This is a genomic window from Pseudomonas sp. FA117 (assembly GCF_057370475.1).
The window spans coordinates 2,572,806-2,591,461 of record NZ_CM170675.1 but is presented as its reverse complement, the minus strand read 5'-3'; the positions used below and the strand labels follow the sequence as shown (position 1 = coordinate 2,591,461).

Sequence of the window (18,656 nt, the reverse complement as noted above, 5' to 3'; positions counted from 1 at the left end):
CGTAGAAGCTGGCATGCGCGTCAGCCCAACAGCGCTGGCAGGTCGGCAACCGGCGGTGAACCTGCCCACGGGTGCGCTTCGAGCAGGCTCAGGGTAAGCGTCAGCATCAATTCGTGCTCGGCGGCACTGCGTTGACCGGCCAGGGTATCGATGGCCTGGAGCACCCCGTGTTCCGGCAGCGATTGCGCCTGGGCCATCAACGCCTCGAGCTGGTCGTGGTACGGTTGGTTGAGCCCCTCGAACACCGCTGCCTCGGTATCGCGCAGGTAGTCCTGCCAATACGTACGTTGAATCAACGAGGCCGCGATGCGGGCATCCGATTCCGCCGCAAGGATGGCGCTGCCTGCCGCCCGCAACTCAACCTCACCCACATCGGAAAACGCTCGGTGATACATGTAGCGGGACTGCGCCGGCAGCCCCAGCGGACGGACCAGGCCGGCGCGATACGCCAGGTGCACCTCGACCTCATCGAGCAGGCCCGAGGGATCCGCGGCACGTGCCTGGGCAATCTGCTGGCTGGCGAACCGATCGACCTCATCGAGGCGGTACAACTCGCGCCCCAACTGCATCAACGCGGCGCCGGCAGCCTGCGCAGGCAGCCCGGCCGTGCGCGTGACCACCAGCGTGCGGACTTCCAGCAGGCTGAGGATCAGCAGCATCTGGTCGGAGCAGGTCCGTGGACCGGCAACCTGCTGGAAGATCGCTTCGCGGATCTGCGTATTGTCGACGCATGCCTGGATGACGTCCCACACCCGCCTGCGCAGCCCCATTCCCTGCAGGCTGTAGTCCTGGGAACGGCCAAGGTCACGGAGGAAACGCAGCAGGTCGTCACTGCCCGGCTCCTGCGCCAGGGCCAACCAATAGCCACGCCGCATCTCACGCTCGGCAGCAGTGGAATCTGCCAACCAGAGCTCCAGCGATTCCTGCCCGCGCGCTGTATGGCGTCGAACCGGCAGGCTCGCCGGAGCGTTGTCGCCAAGCGTGGCGCGCAGCGAGCTCTGCATCGCCTCAGGCAAGGGGTTGTCATGCAGGCTCAGGCCGGCAAGGCGTCGATGCGAACGGGCGAGCGTCGGGCTCATGTCACTGATCCGGTTGTCGCGCAGGTCGATGTCTTCCAGCACGGGATGCATGTAGACCTGCACGGGTACCTCGCCAAGACCTGTGTCACGCAGCGACAGGCGCTGTAGCTCAGGCAGGTCGTCGAGCGGAGGGAGTTGCCCGATCGGGTTGTGCGCAAGATCCAGGGTGCGCAACCGCGTGAGAGCCCGCAAACGGGCCAGACCGGTATCCTCGAGGACAATCTGGTTGCTGGACAGATTCAGCTCGGTGAGTTCGCGCAAGTGCTCCAGTCCCTGAGGGATGCCGCCCAGCAGGTTGTCACGCAGATCCAGGGTGCGCAGGCGGGGAAAGCGCTGCAGGAAGGTGGCCTCGACGTTCTGCAAGTTCAGGCGCCGGAGGGTGAGGTGGGTGACATGCTCGAAGCTCAATCCCTCTGGCAGCACCGGCAGGCTATCGATGCGCTCGCTGTCGATGACCAGACGGTACTCGCCATCGACATCGGCACGCTTGCGCCGCCAGCAGCGGCGTATCCGCTGGGCGACCAGGCGTCGACGTTCAGCCATGGGGGCTCGTGGGGTCTCGCGGCGCCAGCTTGCCAAGCGTTCATTAAGGCTCGCCAGATGCCGATGCAAGTCGCGCAGGTGATCCCACGCGCGCTCGCCACGCAGGCGGACCTGCTCCAGATAGACCTCGATCTCCATATCGGTCAAGGTCGGGAATATCTGCTGGTACCCCCGCAGCAGTGCGCGACGCGATCCCTCGGGTCGCCCGTTGAGCGGATAGCCGATACGCCCGTCGCCCAGGCGCTGCGGCGGGCGTATACCGACGCCGACAGGCGCCATGCCCAGCAGCGCTGCAATCTGTTCCCGCCGGGCGAAAGCGCGATCCGCCAGGGCACTGGCGAGTTTGCTGGAGGAGGTGGCTGCATCGGCCAGCGCTGCACGCTGTTGTGGCTCGAGGTGCCACAACAGCGCCTGGAACAGATCGTCGGTCGTGTGAGCACCGGCCACGGCGATGCCGGAGCCATCGAGCGCAAGATAACCAGAGGCGCTCTTGATCAGCTGGCGCGTCTGGGGGGCCGAAGCGCTGCCTGTGCGCGCCAGCAGTTGTCCGTCACGCCGCGCCTCACGCACTTCGATACGCACCGACGCAGGCCACGGCGACCAGTCATCGAGCAAGCCCAGGGCAATTTGCGCGGTATCGGCAGTTACCGCGGCAGTTTGCTCGAAGCCCGCGCAGGCACGGTCCAGGCGTGCATCACGCAATTGCCAGCGCACCCGTTCGGCCAGCGCCAGCGGAACACGCTGCTGCTCCAGCAATTGCCTGAGCTGATCGCCATTGGCATGGCTCAGCAGTTCCTGGCCCACGCCAGTGGTCAGTTGCGGGAAATCCCGGTGCAGGGGTTGCGCCGCTGGCGCTGGAGCGGGCTGCGACTCCCGTACATGCGCCTCGAATGCCTCGCCGCGCAACCGAGGATATTGCGCATGCAGTCGATGGCGCTGCAACGCATCGTGCAGCCTGGCAGGCACAGGGGCGTTCTCGAGGTGCAACCGACGCAACTGCGCCTGGTCCATGCCCAGGCTTCGCAACAGCGCGTCAGCCGTGGCATCGTCCACGCGGCGCAGGCTGGAGCCCAGTCGGCGCAGCAACGGACCGGCGCCCTGCCACTGCTGCGGGCGCTCCAGGGCGTGACGAATGCCGCCGACACCATTGTCTTCCAGTGCAATGGCCGCAGCCTGGGGCCGGTCCGGCTGGATCAGCGTCGGCACGTAGGCATCGGCGCCCAAGGGGTACGTCGCCTGTTCGCCTCCCAGATAGACCTGCCCGTCGACCGTCACCCGCTCGCCCGGTGCCAGCGCCTGTTCTTGCGTGGCATAGCCCGAAAGATCACTGTGCGCCAGACGCAACTCACCATCAGGACAATACACCGGTGCCAGTTCATCGACTTGCACGACGCGCTCGAGCACCTTGCCAGCGCCCGCCGTGGCGCCAAGCAACGCCAGGTTCTGCGCCACGGCAAGCAGATGGCCCAGCGCCGCCTCGCGGTCGCCCAGTTGCCAGTCACGGTAACCCTGGTACACCTCCTCACCCACCTGCACAGCGGCAATGGCCAGCAACGGCAAGCCCAACTGTGGTACGAAAAAGCTGGCAAGCCCCAGCAGATCCAGCCCCAGGCCTTTGAGCCAGTGCAATCGCCGGTCCCGCTCGAGACTGTCGACCTGGCTTACCGGAACGGCCAGCACCTGGGCATCAGCCAGCACGGTATCGATCTGAACCTGACGCAGATGGACGAACAGCGGGCCTGCAACAGACTGCCATCGACCATCGAGTTCGATGCTGTCCTGCGGCCCGCCGACGGCCAGCAGCCGGTTCAGCGCCTGGGTGAAATGCACTCGGTCGCGCTCGCTGATGAAGCGCTGGAAGAAGTTGCAATAGCCAGGCTGACGAAAACGCCTGCCCAGCGCCCTGAACAGCTCCGACCCGTTGCGGTGGACGGTCAGGGCACCCTGTTCGTCGTCCGGTATCCAGGCGGCCAGGCGCTCGGCGTCACCGACCTGAAAGACGACCACACCCTGGATACTGCGACCCAGCAGGCGGATGCCCATGGGCGTCAAGGAGGCCTGCTGCTGCGGCGCAGGAGCGAATATCCGGCCCAGCGCCGTCAACATGGGCTGGTCGATCTCCCCCTTGAGTCGGGCCAGCCAGGCCGCAGCCGCCAGCCCGGCTCGCCACCCCTCCTCCAGTACGGCCTCATTGCCTCGACGCACCGCGTCGCTACCAAACAGCACCTGCTTGAGATGCTGCTGGTAGAGGCCTCCCACGTCCAGGGAGCGGCACACCCCGGCAAAGGCCCTGGGGTGCAGGGCAAGCGGCTTGCCATCGGCATCGAGCAGCACCGACTTTGCTTGCCAGGCCACCCTGGATGTCTCTGTGAGCGCAAAATTGTGCAGCGCCGATGCCAGCAGGCTGTGCTCGAAACTGACTATGCGCAGGCCATCGGGCACCCAGCCGACAGCCGACGGAAAGCGGATCTGGACCTCGCGTCGCAGCTTGCTGCGGCGCACATCCAGCGCAGGTTGGCCCAGCCTTTCCAGCGCCTGGCTCAACAAGGGTGCGGCAAACTCATCCAGCGGCTGGATCTGCCCGAACAGGGTGCGCACTGCCTGCTGCGCCTGCTGCTGAGCGCGCAGCGCCTGGTGCAGTGCGTCCAGTTGCGCGGGTGTGGCAGCGCGAAGCCAGTCAGGCAGGCGACTGGCGATCAGCGTGTCGATCGTTTCATCGGAACGGGGTCGGGAAGACATTCTGCAGCTCCATGGCAGTGAAAGTGCGCATGAAGCCAGCTTGTGCAAGGGCTCGAGTGGTAGCTATGTCTAAGCCTGTCTATGTGCCCGGCACACGCAGATCCACGCCCATCGCCTGGGCAAATGTCTTCACCAGCGGACTGCGCGGGGTGTTGTGGCGCAGGATCAGGCAGAACGGTGTGTGAAAGCGCACCACCTCGGCATGAATCGCGCGCAGGCGCCCCTGCTCGACCAACCCCTGGGCATAGTGGCAAGGCAGGAAACCGATGAAGTTGCCGGTCAGCAGCAGCATCGCCACCGCCTCGACCTGGGTGGCCGAGGTCTGGTTGGTCTCCTGCTCGAAGAACTGCCACTTGGCGGTGTGCATGGCGTAGCGGTGGTGCACGAAATTGTGCTCGCGCAGGCTGTCGAGCGGGATGTCCGCGTCGTGTCGGACGAACAAGGGATGCCCTTCGCCGCAATACAGCGCAGAGGCTTCCTGGTACATCTCGAAGTAATCGAATTCTTCCCGGCGCTGGTACAGCGGCACGATACCGGCAATGAACCGGCCTTCGATGACGCCACGCTCCACCTCGTCCAGCTGCGCCACGTTCAGGCGCACGCGCACTTTCGGGTGATCGGTGGAGATTCTTCGGATGGCCGCGATCAGCGGCGAACTGCGATCCGACAGCGTGTTGTCGATGGCGCCGACACCCAGCTCGCCGATCAGCTCGTTCTGCGCGCTGTTGATGCGGTCGCGAAAGTTGTCGACCGAGTTGAACAGCTCGATCGAGGCCTGGTACACCACCTGGCCCTCTTCAGTGAGGCTGAAACCTTCACGTCCACGGCTGCACAAGCGCATGCCGATACGGATCTCCAGGTCGGAAATCTGCTTGCTGATGGCTGCAAGGCCCACGTTCAGTTCGTTCTGTGCTGCGCTGAAGCCTCCTGCCTCGACCACTGCCTTGAACACCTTGAGCAACTTGAAATCCTGGCCGCTCAGGGCCAGGGGTGCACGGATCCGGGTTTTCTCCGGCAGGTTTCCCGCAGTGGAAAGTGAGGTTTCCATTGTAAGTATTTACCTCGCGCTCGGCTTTCAACAGGCTGGATAGCACAACAAGAAATCAGCCGGCCTCGCCATCATGACCCTATGCAACGGCATATTGCAAGACTCTCCAGAATCCCAATATCAACCACAAGTGGTTGATTTAATTCGTTTTTATCCCCTGCCCCTGACCGTATGAAACCTGCCTTCGCAGGTCTCATGACGGCTTGATCCTGCTGACACAAGATTCTCCTTCGAGGAACGACAACAATGAATCAGCCCACCGACCGCCTCTGGGGCGCCCGTTTTGCTTCAGGCCCCGCCGCCGCCCTCGCCGCCCTGTCGCGCTCACCGCAGCGCTACTTCCAGATGGCCCCGTACGACCTCGCCGGCTCCCGCGCCCATGCCCGAGAACTGCAACGTGCCGGCTTGCTCGACAGCGACGAGACCGCACGCACACTGGCCGCCATCGACACACTGGATGCGGATTTCCGCGCCGGCCGGGTGCAACCGATCGAGGCTGACGAAGACGTGCACACCTTCCTCGAGCGTGTGCTCACCGAGCGCCTTGGCCCACTGGGCGGCAAGCTGCGTGCCGGGCGCTCGCGCAACGACCAGGCCGCCAACGACCTGCGCCTGTTCCTGCGTGACCATGCGCGCAAGCTGGCCGACCAGGTGCTGGCCCTGCAGGAGGCGCTGGTAGGCCAGGCCGAGCAGCATGTCGAGACCTTGTGCCCGGGCTTCACCCACCTGCAACAGGCCCAGCCGATCAGCTTCGCCCATCAGTTGCTGGCCCACGCCCAGGCCATGCTGCGCGATGTACAGCGCCTGGTCGACTGGGACGCACGCACCGCCCTGTCACCGCTGGGCGCCGCCGCCATGGCCGGCTCGGCCATCGCCCGCCAGCCGCAGCAATCGGCGCTGGAAATGGGCTATAGCGGTCCGTGCGAGAACTCCATCGACGCCGTTGCCAGCCGTGATCACGTCGCTGAATTCCTGTTCATCGCCAGCATGCTCGGCATCAACCTGTCGCGCCTGTCGGAGGAATTCTGCCTGTGGTCGTCGCGCCAGTTCCGCTGGGTCGAGCTGGACGATGCCTACGCCACCGGCAGCTCGATCATGCCGCAGAAGAAGAACCCCGACATCGCCGAACTCACCCGTGGCAAGGCCGGACGCATGATCGGCAACCTGACCGGCCTGCTGTCCACCCTCAAGGCCCTGCCGCTGTCGTACAACCGCGACCTGGCCGAGGACAAGAGCGAGGTGATGGACACTCTGGACACCCTGGGCCTGGTCCTTCCGGCCATGGCCGGGATGGTGCGGACCATGCAGGTGCGCGTCGACGAGCTGCGCCGCCAGGCGCCGCTGGGCTTCACCCTGGCCACCGAGGTCGCCGACTGGCTGGCCATGCGCGGCGTACCGTTCAAGGAGGCTCACGAGATCACCGGGGCCTTGGTGCGCGCCTGTGAAGCGCAGGATATCGAGCTGTGGCAAGCGAGCCCTGCGATGCTCGCCGACATCGACCCGCGCCTGACCCCTGAAGTGCGCGAAAGCCTCACCCTGGAAGCCGCCATCGCCATGCGCAGCGGCCATGGCGGTACTGCGCCACAACGCGTGCGCGAGCAGATCGTGCGGCTGAAGGTCGCGCTGGAAGCGCAGCAGGCCTGGGCCAGCCAGTACAACGGGCCACGTACCTGAAGAACCGCGGGCAGCGGACATCTCTTCTGGAACCCTTGCCCGCACCGATCCAAACGCCCAGGCGCCCTGCGCCGACTGCGGAGCCACACCATGAGTCAGATACACGCCAAACGCCTGGCCGACGAGCGCCGGCAGCAGGAAAACGAATTCGACATCAGCCGCTACGAGCATGTCCCGCGCCGCTACTACGGGCGCATGTTCTTCGCCACGCTGATCGTCGTCATGTTGCTGGGGCTGGCCAACGCCTTCGCCAACGGCAAGATCGAGTGGGCCTTCGTCGGCCAGTTCCTGACCTCCGAGGCGATCCTCTGGGGCCTGGGCAACACCATCGTCATGTCGGTGATCGCCATGGCGCTGGGGATCATCTTCGGCGTCATCACCGCAGTGATGCGCATGTCGCAGAACCCGATCCTGCAATACGTCGCCCTGGCCTACACCTGGCTGTTCCGCGGCACGCCACTGATCCTGCAATTGCTGCTGTGGTTCAACCTGGCGCTGATCTTCCCCACCATCGGCATTCCCGGGCTGTTCCAGTTCGACACCGTGACGCTGATGACGCCTTTCGTCGCCGCCCTGCTGGGCCTGAGCATCAACCAGGGCGCCTACACCGCCGAAGTGGTGCGCGCCGGCCTGCTGTCGGTGGACACCGGACAGTACGAGGCGGCCAAGTCGATCGGCATGCCGCGCCTGCAGGCGCTGCGCCGGATCATTCTGCCCCAGGCCATGCGCATCATCATCCCGCCGGTGGGCAACGAGTTCATCGGCATGGTCAAGATGACCAGCCTGGCCAGCGTGATCCAGTACTCGGAACTGCTGCACAACGCCCAGAACATCTACTACGCCAACGCCCGGGTGATGGAGCTGCTGATCGTCGCCGGCATCTGGTACCTGGCGGTGGTCACCCTGCTGTCGTTCGGCCAGAGCCGCCTGGAACGTCACTTCGCCAAGGGCGCTGGCAAGCGCTCCTGACCGGACCTGGAGAGAACATGCCCATGAGAAGCATCGTCAAGGCCGTCGGCCTGCAGAAATACTACGGCGACTACCACGCGCTGAACGACATCAACCTGGAGATCGAGCAGGGTGAAGTGCTCTGTGTGATCGGCCCGTCGGGCTCCGGCAAGAGCACCTTCCTGCGCTGCATCAACCAGCTGGAAAAGGTCGATGGCGGCGGCCTGTGGGTCGACGGCGAGCTGGTCGGCTACCGCATGGCCGGCAACAAGCTGCACGAACTGACCGAATCGCAGATTGCCCGCCAGCGCCTGTCCACCGGCATGGTGTTCCAGCGTTTCAACCTGTTCCCGCACCTGACCGTGCTGCAGAACATCATCGAAGGCCCTTGCCAGGTACTGCGCCGCTCGCCCAAGGAAGCCACCGAGGATGCGCTGGAACTGCTGGCGCGGGTGGGCCTGAGCGACAAGCGCGACCACTACCCGATTCAGCTTTCCGGTGGCCAGCAGCAGCGTGTAGCGATCGCCCGTGCCCTGGCCATGCGCCCCAAGCTGATGCTGTTCGACGAACCCACCTCGGCGCTCGATCCGGAACTGGTCGGCGAAGTGCTGTCGGTGATGCGCGACCTGGCCAAGTCGGGCATGACCATGGTGGTGGTCACCCATGAACTGGGCTTCGCCCGCGAGGTGTCCAATCGCGTGGTGTTCATGGACGCCGGCCAGATCGTCGAATCAGGAAGCCCCGAAGAGGTGCTCCTGGCCCCCCAGAATCCGCGGACCCAGAACTTCATTTCCGCGGTGCGTACCTGACTGCCGCCCACAACCATAAAGAGAACCCAAGGCATGAAAAAAACACTTGTTGCGTGCAGCGTACTGACCGCCCTGGCCTTCAACGCCCAGGCCGCCGTGGACTTGCCGGCCTCGATCAAGGCCAAGGGCGAGATCGTCGCCGCGATCGTCCCCAACTACCCGCCGATGGACTTCAAGGACCCGGCCACCAACCAGCTGACCGGTGTCGATGTCGACCTGGGCAACGCCCTGGCCGAGCGCCTGGGGGTGAAGATCAAGTGGCAGGAAACCGCCTTCGAGCAGATGATCAGCGCGCTGGTGACCAAGCGCGTCGACATCATCCTCTCGGGCATGACCGACACCAAGGAGCGCCAGCAGGTGGTGACCTTCGTCGACTACTTCACCAGCGGTCCGCAGTTCTACACCCTGCAGAGCCGCGGCGAGATCAACGAAATGACCGACCTGTGCGGCAAGAAGGTCGGCACCAGCCGCCGCACCACCTGGCCCAGTGACGTCGTCAACTGGAGCAAGGCCAACTGCGAAGCCAATGGCAAGCCGGCCGTGGTCGTGCTCGGTTCCGAAGGCAGCGCCGATGCCCGTGCGCAACTGCGCCAGGGGCGCCTCGATGCTGCGGTGCAAGGCAGCGAGACCCTGCCCTACATCCAGGACCTTGAAAAAGGCACCTTCAAGAGCCTGGGTACGCCGCTGACCACCCAGCTCACCGGGCTGGGCGTGGCCAAGGACAACGCAGCACTGTCGGCGGCGATCCGTACCGAGCTGCAGGCCATGGTCGACGATGGCAGCTACCGCAAGATCCTCGAGAAATGGGGCGCGGCCGATGGCGTGCTGAACCCGATCACCATCAATGGCGGCAAGTGATTCGACCGGTTGACACCGCAGCGCTGTTTTCGCGGGTGAACCCGCTCCCACAGGCCGACTGACTCACGCAGCGCAGGCCAGTATGGGCGGATTCCTCCGCGAAAGCAGCTGCACCCATAGCTTCCAAAGCCCGAGAATGGATTGTGGCCACCTATTCCCCCGTCATCCGCCGCCTGATGCTGAGTTCGCTGACCCTGGTGATCAGCCGCTCGCTCACCAGCCCCCTGCTGGCGTTGTTCCTCACCACGCAGTTGGGCATGGCCCAGCATGACGTGGGTCTGCTGATCAGCGTCGCCGCGCTGTCGGGCACCCTGTTCGGCCTGTACGGCGGCTATGTGATCGACCGTTTCGACAAGCGCCGCCTGCTGGGCCTGGCGATGCTCGGCACGGCGATCGGCTTCCTGCTGCTGACCTTCGCCCAGGACGCCTGGCAGGCCGCCTTGACCCTGGTACTGACCGAGTCAGCCTCGGCCCTGTTCATCATCGGCTCCAAGGCCATGCTCGGTGAGTACCTGGCCGTCGAGCAGCGAGCCAAGGCCTTCTCCTTGCGCTACACCCTCACCAACATCGGCTATGCCACCGGCCCCATGTTGGGCGTGGTGCTGGTCGGGGTACATCCGCTGGCGCCGTTCTGGACTGCCAGTGCGGTGGCGTTGCTGAGCCTGTGGGTGATGAGCGCGGTGCCTGCCAGCACTCAGGGTACCACTGCCAGCGCCCAGCGGCCGACACGCTTTCTTGCCGTGCTGGCCGCGGTGCGCACCGACCGCATCCTGCTGCTGTTCACCGTCGGCAGCCTGCTCAACGCCTTGGTGAACGGGCGCTTCACCATCTACCTGTCGCAGTACCTGCTGGTGAAGTACCCCGCCGAGCAGGCGATGACAACGCTTTCGGCGCTGCTGGCGTGCAACGCGCTGGTGGTGATCGTGCTGCAATTCCAGTTCGGCCGGCTGCTGCGCCGTGACAATCTCGGGCGCTGGATGAGTATCGGCGCGCTGCTGTTCATCGGGGGCCTGGCGGGTTTCATGTATGCCGACGACCTGGTCAGTTGGTGCCTGGCGATGTTCGTCTTCACCCTCGGCGAGATGATCCTGCTGCCCAGCGAATTCCTGTTCATCGACAGCATTGCCCCTGAACACCTCAAGGGCAGCTACTACGGCTTCCAGAACCTTGCGGCCGTCGGCGGTGCGCTGAGCCCGGTACTGTGTGGCTACCTGCTGGGGACAGGCGTGCCCGGCAGCATGTTCATCGCGCTGATGGTCACCGCCGCATGTGGCGGCGGATTGTGTGCCGCAGCCTGCCTGCAGGCGCAGCGCCGACGGCAGGTGGCATCGCAGCCTTGAGTCAGCGTGCCTGGTGTAGCGCCTGTTGCAGGTCGCGCTGCAACGAGCGCACATCCTCAAGCCCCACGTGCAGGCGCACCAGAGGCCCGGCTAGTGACGGTGCGAACTGGCGCTCGCGGGTATCGGCCAGGGTCACCAGGCTTTCATAGCCGCCCCAGGACGCACCGATCCCGAACAGCCGCAGCGCATCGACGAAGGCCTCGGCCTTTGCCTGCGACGGATTGGCCAGGGTAAAACCGAGCAGGCCGTTGCTGCCGCTGAAGTCACGCTGCCACAGCGCATGCCCCGGATGCTCCGGCAAGGCCGGATGGAACACCTGTGCCACCTCGTCGTGCTGCTGCAGCCAGCGGGCAATCTCCACACCCTGGCGCTCGTGCACGGCCATGCGGCTGGCCAGGCTGCGGGCGCCGCGCAGCACCAGCCAGGCATCGTCGGGGCTGACGGTGCAGCCGCAGTTGTCGCTCATGCGCGACAGCGCGTCGAAGGCTTCACGCGTGGTGCAGACACTGCCCATCATCACGTCGCTGTGTCCGCCCAGGTACTTGGTCAGGGCCATGACCGAAATGTCCGCGCCCAGCGTCAGCGGGCGATGCAGGTAGCCCGAGCCCCAGGTGTTGTCGACTGCCAGCAGTACGCCGCGGGCCTTGCACAGGGCAGCCATGGCCGGCAGGTCGTTGAACTCGTAGAGCAGCGAGCTGGGGCTTTCGCTGTAGACCATGCGGGTCTCGGGGCGCAGTGCCTGCTGCAGATCGTGAGCGTCTGCAGCGAAGTACTGCACCTGCACGCCGAAGGGCTCGAGCAGCTCGCGCGCCAGACGCCGCACCGGAGCATAGACGCCGTCACTGACCAGCAGGTGGTCCCCCGGACGCAGGTAAGCGAGGAAGGTCTGGGCGATCGCCTGCAGGCCAGTGGCAAACAGCCGGGTTCGATGGCCAGCCTCCAGCTCGGTCACCAGGTCTTCCAGGGCAAAGGCAGTGGGGTTGCCACGGGCGCCATAGCTGAGCACGCGCTCCTGGTCGCGGCGGCTGCGGGCCTGCTGCAGATCGGCGACGCTGTCGAACAGCACCGTGCTCAGACGATTGACAGGCGGATTGACCCCATGCGCACCTGTGCCCGGCTCGCCTCGACCACCGTGCACCAAGCGTGTGGCCACCGGGTCGATAGGGGTCAGCGGGTTGAAGCTGGTGGTTTCGGCCTCGTTCATCTGCGCAATCAGGCCGGTTTCCCACGCCAGGTACTGGCGCGCTGCGTCCTTGTTGCCGTTGTGCCGGTCATGGACGAAGAACAGAAAGTCGATACAGGCCGCATCCGGCAACGTCAGGTCGTTCTCCACCTGCGGCCAGTCGTTCAGCGATGCCCGGGGAAACAGACGCGCGGCCTGTTGCTGGGCAGGTGTCAGCTCGGCGAGCGCCAACTGTGCCACGTGCGGATCGTCGGCGATGAACACCAGGCGCTGCCCTGCCCCGCTCAACTGCTGCGCCAACTGCGGACGGATCGACCACCGGGCGCCTTGCAGGTGACGCTTGCGGTACGCGGTGCTGGGACGCAAGTCGATCAGCAACGCGTCTGCAAGCTCATCGATGCGGGCTTCGGCGAGGGTCACCGGCAATGGCGCAGCGCCGTCCAGAGCCAGGCCGCTGTCCAGGCCACCTTCAAGCACATGGGCCTCGTGGCCCATCTGCCGCAGCCAGCTGGCGACCACCGGCGCGCGCGCACCATCGTTATCGAACAGCACCACACGGGCCTTGCGCACACCGATGTACAGGTCGGTGCCCTGGATCAACTGACCGCCCGGGCAATGCTGTGCGCCCGGCAGGCTGCCGGCGGCGAACTCTTCAGGAGTACGCACGTCGCAGAGGAACAGGCTGCGAGCGCCGTCGTCGGCCCACTGTCGGACCTGCCGCGCATCCACCCAGGCGACCCCCGCCTGCTGGGCCAGCTGCCGCGCCCGCGCACGTTGCCTGGCCAGAGCGGCACCGCTGTGCTCGGGATACCCAAGCTGGCTGCCGTGGTCCAGCGGCAGGTCCACCAGGTACCAGCCTTGGGTGCCGTTCTCCAAGGCATAGACCGGGTTGTCGATGCCCAGGTTGATCAGCGTCTGCGCACCGATGATGCTGCGGGTGCGGCCAGCGCAATTGATCACCACGGGGGTGTGAGGGTCGCTCACCAGATCTTCCAGGCGATAGCCCAGCTCGCCATTCGGGCAACAGGTGGCACCGGGAATGCTCATCTTGGCGAACTCCTCCAGCGGGCGGCCATCGAGCAGCACCAGCGGCTTGCCCTGGCGTTGCCATTCGGCCAGTTCCAGGGCGCTGATACGTGGAGTCTGGCAGGCGTGCTCGACCAGTTCACCGAAGGCTTTCGACGGCAGGTGAACACCGGCGAACAGTTCGAAACCTGCACCCCGCCACCCCAGGCTTCCCCCCTCAAGGCAGTACACCCTGGAGTAGCCCAGCGCCTGTAGGCGACCCGCTGCGCGCTGCGCCAGCTCACCGCCGGTTTCGTCGTAGACCACCATGCGCACCGCCGGGTTGGGCGCCAGGCGGGGCGCTTCGAGTTCGAGGCGGCTGTAGGGCAGATTGACGGCGTAGAACAGATGGGCCTCGCCGTACTGTCCGTGCTCACGTACGTCGAACAGGGCGATTTCCTGGCCGTCGAACAGCCAGGTGTGCAGCAGCGCAGGGGAAATGCTGGGGATCATGGGACGCAGTCCGTGGGTCGTTGGGTGGGGTGCAGGGCTGGGAGAAGGTGTCGTGCCTTTCGCGGGCAATTCGCAGCGACGAAGGGCGCGACACCCGTGTCAAAGCTCGTAAGCCTTGATCGAAGGCGCCATCTGCGACTTGTTGTAGTTCACCACGCTGCCGTCGTCCCTCACGCCATAGCGGTGCTCGAGCGATTCCAGCGGACGGCCATACAGGTGGAAGTGCAAGGTCGGGCTGTCACCTTCGACGCGGATGCCATGCAGGTCCTCACCGAGGAAGGCCACCGAGATCCCCGGCTGCACCACGACCTCCCGCTCCAGTGCCAGGCTGGCCCGCGCCGGATCGCTGCGGTCGTCTTCACGGCGGTACACACGATTGAGCTCCTGGCCCTCGACAGCGACGATGATCGCCCAGGTCTCGTGGTTGTGCGGCAGCGTCGCCTTGCCCGGCAGCAGCGAGTTGACGTACAGCGTCGGCGACTCGCCGTCGTCGTTCAGGCGATAGCGGAACTGGGTTTCGCCGGTCGAGGCGTCCGGCGCCGGGAAGCGCTCGAAGTTGAACAGCTCGCGGCGCTCGGCCAGGCCTTCGAGCAGCGCGACGATCTGTTGCAGCGCACTGCGGTCGACGCCGCGCTCATGGATGGCGCGCACTTGCGCGAGGAACGGCTGGATCACGGATTCACGGGACATTTTTCGCTCTCTCTTCGGGGTGGAGGCTGCAACTACACACTGAGGCTGTAACGCCCCAGATTACTCAGTACATCAGGGGCCGGGCGGACCGGGCGCTGGCCGCCCTCGCCCAGCGCATGCTGGAGGAAGGCCTGGGTGCGCTGGTGAAGCGGCGCGCGAAACACCTGCTCGGCGCTACCGTGCTCGACGATGCGGCCATGCTCGGTGAAGTAGACCTGGTCGCTGATTTCCTCGGCAAAGCGCATTTCATGGGTGACCAGCACACAGGTCATGCCCTCCTCGGTCAACTCACGAATCACCGCCAGCACTTCGCCGACCATCTCCGGGTCCAGTGCCGAGGTCACCTCGTCGAACAGGATCAGGCGCGGACGCATGGCCAGGGCGCGGGCAATCGCCACGCGCTGCTGCTGACCGCCGGACAGCTCGCCGGGAAAGGCCGCGGCCTTGTGGCCCAGGCGCACCTTGTCGAGCAGCGCCAGGGCTTGCTCGCGGGCTTCGGCGCGTGAGCGACCGAGCACTTTGGTCGGCGCGATCAGCAGATTGTCGAGCACGCTCAGGTGAGGAAACAGGTTGTACTGCTGGAAGACGAAACCGACCTGTTTGCGCAAGGCGATCAAACCAGCCTCGCCACGCAGTTGCTCCACGGCCGTGTCGCCGATGCGGATACTGCCGCGCTGCGGACGCAGCAACCCGGTCATGCAGCGCAGGATGGTCGACTTGCCGGAGCCGGACGGGCCGATGATCGACACCGCCTGCCCAGCCTGCACGTCCAGGTCGATACCGCGCAGCACCGGGTTGTCGGCAAAGGCCAGGTGCACGTCGCGCAAGCGGATCAGGGGTTCAGAAGGCATAGCGGCGCTCCAGGCGTTGAGTCAGGCGGGCAATCGGGTAGCAGTAGGCAAAGAACAGCGCCAGCACGCTGAAATACACCAGCACCGTGAAGCCGCTGCGATTGACGGTGTTGGCGGCGATCTGCGCGCTGTCGATCAGGTCGTGCACGCCCACCAGCGAGGCCAGCGCAGTGCCCATGGTCACGACCGCGTAGAGGTTCATCCACGGCGCCAGCATGCGCCGCAGGCACTGCGGCAGGATGATCGAACGCAAGATCTGCGCGCGACTGAAGGCCAGCGAACGCGCCGCTTCCCATTGCGTGGCAGGAATCGACGCCACTGCACCGCGGAAGATCTCGGCGACGTTGGCGCTGGCCGGCAGCGCCAGCCCGACGGTGACCTTGAGCCAGTCGGGAAACGCTACCCAGGTTCGGCCGACCTGCACATCGAAGGGGAACACATAGGAGGTGAAGTAGATCAGCACCAGCCAGGGCGCGTTGCGAAACACCTGCACCCACAACCGCGCCACACCGCGCAGGGGCGCCAAAGGCGACAGCAGCAGGCTGCCCACCAGCAGTCCGAGCAACGTGCCCAGGCCGATGGCCCCGAGGCTCATGCGAATGTTCTGCAGCAACCCGCTGCCCAATGCGGGCGACCACTGCCAGAGCGTGGCGACATGCTCAATGACCATAACCGGGCATCCTCAGGCGCGCTTCCAGGGCGCGACCGGCACAGTTGACTGCAAAGCTGAGCAATCCGAAGAAGGCCAGGATGAGGATCATCAGTTCGATCACGTTGTCCCCCTGGGTCCAGATCATGATCGCGGCGTAGGTGATGTCGTTGACGGCGATGGCCGAGGCCACGGCGGTCATCTTCACCAGGTCGATCAGGTTGTTGACCAGCGCCGGCAAGGCAAAGCGCACGGCCAGCGGCAGTTGTACCTCGAGCAACTGTTGACGTCGGCTGAAGGCCAGGGAACTGGCGGCTTCGAGCGTCACTGCCGGCACGGCCTCGATACCGGCACGCAGGGCTTCGGCGTGAAAGGCGCCCTTGTGCAGGGAAATCACCAGCACCACCCAGGCGAACGGGGTCATGGGGTTGGCACTGCCCAGGCTCTGATTGATCAGCATGTTCAGCACCAGGAAGGCGCAGTACAGCTGTACCAGGGTCGGCGTGCTGCGCGTCACCTCGATGAAGGCCCGCGCCGGCCAGGCCAGCCAACGCTGCCCGGACGTGACGGCCGCCGCCAGGAGCACACCCACCAGCAGGCTGCCGACGATGCTGAACAGGCACAGGGCAAGCGTTGTCAGCGCGCCGTCGAGCAGCTTGCCGCTGGCGTAGGCGTCGAGCAGAAACGCGTAGTTCAGGCCGAGGTGGGCAAGCTGCCCCACCAGCCACTGCAGGCTGTCGCTCATCAGGCGCCTTCGCCCTGCAGCTTGGCACGCAGTTCCACCAGTGCCGGCGAGGCCGGGGTGATGTGGTTGGCTTGCTCGCGCTCGATCAGCCAGCCACTGCGGTGCCATTGCTTGACGAAGGGATCAAGGCGCTGCTGCGTGTCGGTTTCGCCCAGGCGGGTCCAGATCACCGAGGGTGCCGGATTCAGCTCGGGCGTCAGGGCGCGGTAGCCGCTCCACTCCCCGCCCTTGGCCAGCAAGGGATTGATCAGCGTGGCATCGTGCACCGCAGCTACGCAGTTGTTGCCGCGCAGGGCCAGCAGGGACTCGGCGGAGGTCTTGAAGGCCTTGAGATCGGCACCCAGCTCGATCAGTGCCTGGGTATAGCTGCTGCCTTGCGAGGTGCACACTGCCTGGCCCTTGAGATCGGCCCAGGTCTTGATCGGGCTGTCGTCGGCCAGCGCAGCCGTGCCGCCAACCCGGTAGAACGGCGTCGGCACATGACCGAGCAGCTTGTCGCGCTCAGGCGTCCACTCCATGTTGGCGATCAGAAGGTCGACCTTGCCTTGCTGCAGGAACTGCACACGGTTGGCCGGCTGTACGGCGACCAGGTCGACGTCCACGCCCAGTTGGCGCGCCAGGTCGCGGGCCAGGTCGACGCTGAAACCGATTGGCTCGCGGGTATTCGGGTCGATGGCTCCGAACGGACCACCGGAAAGCACCACACCCACCGCCAGCTTGTGGCGCTGCTGGATCTTGTCCAGGGTGGCGTCGGCATGGGCAAGGCCACTGGCGGCCAGGCTGGTGGTGGCGAGCAATGCGGCAAACAGGCCGTGACGGGCAACGGTGGACAACGACATGGTGGGCTCCTCATCCCGGCAGCCGGAACGCCCGGCCAATGAGGGCGCATCCTAGAAACTTGGCGGGATCAGGGGAAATGCAAATATTGCCTATCGTTATAACTTGGATCGAGCGGGTGGGAGGGCGATTTGGCATAAGCAGCGTAAACAAAGGAGTTTGCATCAGGCCATTGCAAATTCAGCCCGACAAAACATAATGAATCCTTATCATTTACTGATTGGTAGTAATGTAAAAACGGGCGCACCGCCTTCCCCACTCCAACCTCAGGCCCGCCCATGACCACACCCGCCCTGGACCTCGACCTGCTACGCACCTTCGTTGCCATCGCCGATCACACAAGCTTCGCCGAAGCGGGTCGTCACCTGGCCCGCACCCAGGCCTCGGTAACCCAACACATGCAACGCCTGGAACAGCAGGTCGGCGTGCCGCTGCTACGCAAGCAAGGCCGACACAAAGCCCTCACCGATGCCGGCCGCCAGCTGCTGCGCCACGCCCGGCAGATGCTCGCGCTCAACGACGAAGCCCTTGCCGGCCTGCGCCAGGACGGCCTGAGCGGCGTGCTGCGCATCGGCTCGCCACACGACATCGCCGACACCATCCTGCCGCCGCTGCTGGGCCATATCGCCCGTTCGGCACCGAACCTGCGGCTGGAGATCGACGTCGGCCGTAGCCCCTTCCTGATGGACGACCTGCAGCGCGGCAAGGTCGACATGGTCATTTCCACCGTCAGCGCCCCCGGCGTCGAGGGCTTCGCCCTGCGCACCTCGCCGGTGTGGTGGATTTGCGCCGCGCAATACCAGCACATCCCCGGCGAGCCGCTGCCGCTGGTGCTGGTGGACGAGCCGAGCCTGTATCGGCGGCTGGCCCTCGAAGCCCTGGAGCAGGCCGGGATTGCGTGGCGCCAGGCGTACCTGGCATCCAACCTGATCGGCATCAAGGCGGCGGTGCGCGCAGGCCTGGGCATCACGGCGCGCAGCCAGGAAATGGTCGGCCCGGACATGCGCGTGCTCGGCCAGAGCGACGGCCTGCCGCCGCTGCCGGACGTCACCTATCACCTGTGGGTACGGGCCAACACGGTCAACCCGCTGGTGCGCCAGGCCTACGCCATGGTGCGCACCAGCGTCGGGTTGTGAGACCGACCG

Annotated in this window: 14 protein-coding genes; 6 read left to right on the top strand and 8 right to left on the bottom strand. The window is 65.5% G+C overall.

Annotated elements, in window-relative coordinates; genetic code table 11:
• Nucleotides 1-20: 20 nt before the first annotated feature.
• Both AC1TXO_RS11885 and AC1TXO_RS11880 read right to left on the bottom strand, forming a co-directional pair.
• The gene (locus tag AC1TXO_RS11885) at nt 21-4,361 is read right to left on the bottom strand and encodes an NEL-type E3 ubiquitin ligase domain-containing protein (RefSeq protein WP_486406502.1); all 4,341 of its coding nucleotides are present in this window, start codon (nt 4,359-4,361) and stop codon (nt 21-23) included.
• A gap of 79 nt (nt 4,362-4,440) precedes the next feature.
• Complete coding sequence (locus AC1TXO_RS11880; RefSeq protein ID WP_486406501.1) at nt 4,441-5,409, bottom strand: LysR family transcriptional regulator; 969 nt, start codon at nt 5,407-5,409, stop codon at nt 4,441-4,443.
• Nucleotides 5,410-5,655: 246 nt separating this feature from the next.
• Between AC1TXO_RS11880 and argH the strand changes: the two genes are divergently transcribed.
• From argH to AC1TXO_RS11855, 5 genes are all read left to right on the top strand, one after another.
• Nucleotides 5,656-7,083: an argininosuccinate lyase gene (gene argH, locus AC1TXO_RS11875; RefSeq protein WP_486406500.1), complete on the top strand. Its 1,428-nt coding sequence runs from the start codon at nt 5,656-5,658 to the stop codon at nt 7,081-7,083.
• Nucleotides 7,084-7,173: 90 nt separating this feature from the next.
• Nucleotides 7,174-8,052, top strand: coding sequence for an amino acid ABC transporter permease (locus AC1TXO_RS11870; RefSeq protein ID WP_486406499.1), 879 nt, complete (start codon nt 7,174-7,176; stop codon nt 8,050-8,052).
• A 23-nt stretch (nt 8,053-8,075) separates the two neighbouring features.
• On the top strand, nt 8,076-8,840 hold the full coding sequence (locus tag AC1TXO_RS11865; protein ID WP_486406830.1) for an amino acid ABC transporter ATP-binding protein: 765 nt from the start codon (nt 8,076-8,078) through the stop codon (nt 8,838-8,840).
• Between the two features lie 33 nt (nt 8,841-8,873).
• Nucleotides 8,874-9,698: an ABC transporter substrate-binding protein gene (locus AC1TXO_RS11860; RefSeq protein ID WP_486406498.1), complete on the top strand. Its 825-nt coding sequence runs from the start codon at nt 8,874-8,876 to the stop codon at nt 9,696-9,698.
• Between the two features lie 143 nt (nt 9,699-9,841).
• A complete protein-coding gene (locus AC1TXO_RS11855) occupies nt 9,842-11,038 on the top strand; it encodes an MFS transporter (RefSeq protein ID WP_486406497.1) in 1,197 nt (398 codons plus the stop codon).
• A 1-nt stretch (nt 11,039) separates the two neighbouring features.
• Here the strand turns inward: AC1TXO_RS11855 and metC are convergent, their stop codons facing one another.
• From metC to AC1TXO_RS11825, 6 genes are all read right to left on the bottom strand, one after another.
• Nucleotides 11,040-13,739, bottom strand: coding sequence for a cystathionine beta-lyase (gene metC / locus AC1TXO_RS11850; protein ID WP_486406496.1), 2,700 nt, complete (start codon nt 13,737-13,739; stop codon nt 11,040-11,042).
• A gap of 99 nt (nt 13,740-13,838) precedes the next feature.
• On the bottom strand, nt 13,839-14,429 hold the full coding sequence (locus tag AC1TXO_RS11845) for a cysteine dioxygenase family protein (protein WP_486406495.1): 591 nt from the start codon (nt 14,427-14,429) through the stop codon (nt 13,839-13,841).
• 32 nt (nt 14,430-14,461) lie between these two features.
• Nucleotides 14,462-15,280: an amino acid ABC transporter ATP-binding protein gene (locus AC1TXO_RS11840; RefSeq protein WP_486406494.1), complete on the bottom strand. Its 819-nt coding sequence runs from the start codon at nt 15,278-15,280 to the stop codon at nt 14,462-14,464.
• A complete protein-coding gene (locus AC1TXO_RS11835) occupies nt 15,270-15,950 on the bottom strand; it encodes an amino acid ABC transporter permease (RefSeq protein WP_486406493.1) in 681 nt (226 codons plus the stop codon). Before AC1TXO_RS11835 ends, AC1TXO_RS11840 begins: the two co-directional genes overlap by 11 nt.
• The gene (locus AC1TXO_RS11830; protein ID WP_486406492.1) at nt 15,940-16,674 is read right to left on the bottom strand and encodes an amino acid ABC transporter permease; all 735 of its coding nucleotides are present in this window, start codon (nt 16,672-16,674) and stop codon (nt 15,940-15,942) included. Before AC1TXO_RS11830 ends, AC1TXO_RS11835 begins: the two co-directional genes overlap by 11 nt.
• Nucleotides 16,674-17,513, bottom strand: coding sequence for a transporter substrate-binding domain-containing protein (locus AC1TXO_RS11825; RefSeq protein WP_486406491.1), 840 nt, complete (start codon nt 17,511-17,513; stop codon nt 16,674-16,676). The genes AC1TXO_RS11830 and AC1TXO_RS11825 overlap by 1 nt, the downstream gene beginning before the upstream one ends.
• A gap of 276 nt (nt 17,514-17,789) precedes the next feature.
• Here AC1TXO_RS11825 and AC1TXO_RS11820 point away from each other — a divergent pair, with 276 nt between their 5' ends.
• A complete protein-coding gene (locus tag AC1TXO_RS11820) occupies nt 17,790-18,647 on the top strand; it encodes a LysR substrate-binding domain-containing protein (RefSeq protein ID WP_486406490.1) in 858 nt (285 codons plus the stop codon).
• The last annotated feature ends 9 nt before the right edge of the window (nt 18,648-18,656 follow it).